The organism is Bifidobacterium tibiigranuli, from assembly GCF_009371885.1.
GTDB classification, from domain to species: Bacteria; Actinomycetota; Actinomycetes; order Actinomycetales; family Bifidobacteriaceae; genus Bifidobacterium; species Bifidobacterium tibiigranuli.
This window is the reverse complement of record NZ_QLZA01000029.1, coordinates 1-1535: the sequence shown is the minus strand read 5'-3', so window position 1 is coordinate 1535 and position 1535 is coordinate 1. Positions and strand designations below refer to the sequence as shown.

3 protein-coding genes are annotated in these 1535 nt (G+C 32.1%); all 3 read left to right on the top strand.

The features are described 5' to 3' along the window. Window positions 1–9: 9 nt before the first annotated feature. Entirely contained in the window at window positions 10–168 is a 159-nt protein-coding gene (locus tag DDF78_RS12380; RefSeq protein ID WP_368731817.1) for a hypothetical protein, read from the top strand. Window positions 169–794: 626 nt separating this feature from the next. After that, window positions 795–938, top strand: a complete 144-nt coding sequence (locus DDF78_RS11605) for a ribbon-helix-helix domain-containing protein (protein ID WP_018616903.1) — start codon at window positions 795–797, stop codon at window positions 936–938. A gap of 65 nt (window positions 939–1003) precedes the next feature. Beyond that, window positions 1004–1535: replication protein (locus tag DDF78_RS11600; protein WP_152587882.1), on the top strand; the 532-nt coding region annotated here is incomplete at its 3' end.

Here is a 1535-nt window from a genome sequence, read left to right as displayed (position 1 = left end):
ATTAAAGAAATGATTAGTTTTGTTAAAGAAAATGATATTGATGAGATTCAAGACTTAATAGATTATGCTATGGAAAATAGATTTGATGATTGGTTTCCGTTACTTTGTGATAATTCAGCGTTTATTATGAATAATTATATTAAATCTATTAGACATAGAATTAGATGAATTTGAATTAGCTAGCCAAAATGGCTAGCTTTTTGCGTTAGCAAAAATAAAGGGTCTGGGATATAATCCCAGCAAGGGTATTTGCAGAACGAAATGAGCGTTAGCGAATGAAGTGGCTAGCAAATACGACGCTTGCCAAAACTTCAATTAACTTGTGATATGAGAAATACTTTTGACGAGCAAAGAAATAATGATAGCTACTTCAGTAGCGATTGGTGCAGTTGTAACTTGGATTAATCCAAGTTAACAACCAATCCAAATCATTACTTTCGATATCGTGAAGTCAAAAGGAAATTAAATTACAAGTTAATTGAAGTTGGGATTTGATTTATGGATTTTAGTAATCACATTTTTGATTACTGTTTTTGTATTTAATCTTTGGATTTTTCGAACCTAGGGGGGCAACTACGACCCCCCCTAGGTTGGTCACTGGTCAGAGGTCAAAACTCTGTATCCCTTGCGCCTCTAAGGCTGAAAGGGTATAAATCGCGAAACATCAACGGAGAGTAAGGCTCAACCCGGTTTTTTGATAAAAATGCATAAATTTCTTACACTTTAGTTATAAATGTGTTAGATTGTTTTATAAGGGAATTCGTATTTATAGAAAATTGTTGAGGTGAAAAAATATGGCTGAAAAACAAGAAAAAAAACGAATTATGATAACTTTGAATCAAGAAGTTTTTGAAAAAATAGAAGTTTTATCTAAAGAAACAGGTTTAAGTAAATCTGCTTTGATTACAATGTGGGTTAATGAACAAAAAAAGGCATAAAAATAGTCGCCAGGGCAAATGGCGACTAAGAAATAAATTATACTTATAAGTGAGGTAATTATAACATGAGTGAAAAGAGAGATACAAGAACACGTAATTGGACATTTTTTGTTTATCCGGAATCTGCACCTGAAAATTGGAGAGATGTTTTAAACGAGATGCATATACCGTGGATAGAAAGTCCATTACATGATAAAGATGTAGATTCTAATGGAGAACTGAAAAAGGCTCATTGGCACATATTAATATTATTTGCTTCTAAAAAGTCTTATGAGCAGGTTAGAGAGATTACTTTAAGGTTAAAGGCACCAAATCCTCAAAAGGTTATGGATCTGAAAGGTATGGTGCGTTATTTTGCTCATATGGATGATCCTAATAAGTTTCAGTATAGTAAGAGTGAAATAATAGGTCATGCTGGTGCTGATCCTTTAATATATCTTTCTGCCAATTCTGGAGAGAGATATCAATTAATTAAAGAAATGATTAGTTTTGTTAAAGAAAATGATATTGATGAGATTCAAGACTTAATAGATTATGCTATGGAAAATAGATTTGATGATTGGTTTCCGTTACTTTGTGATAATTCAGCGTTTATTA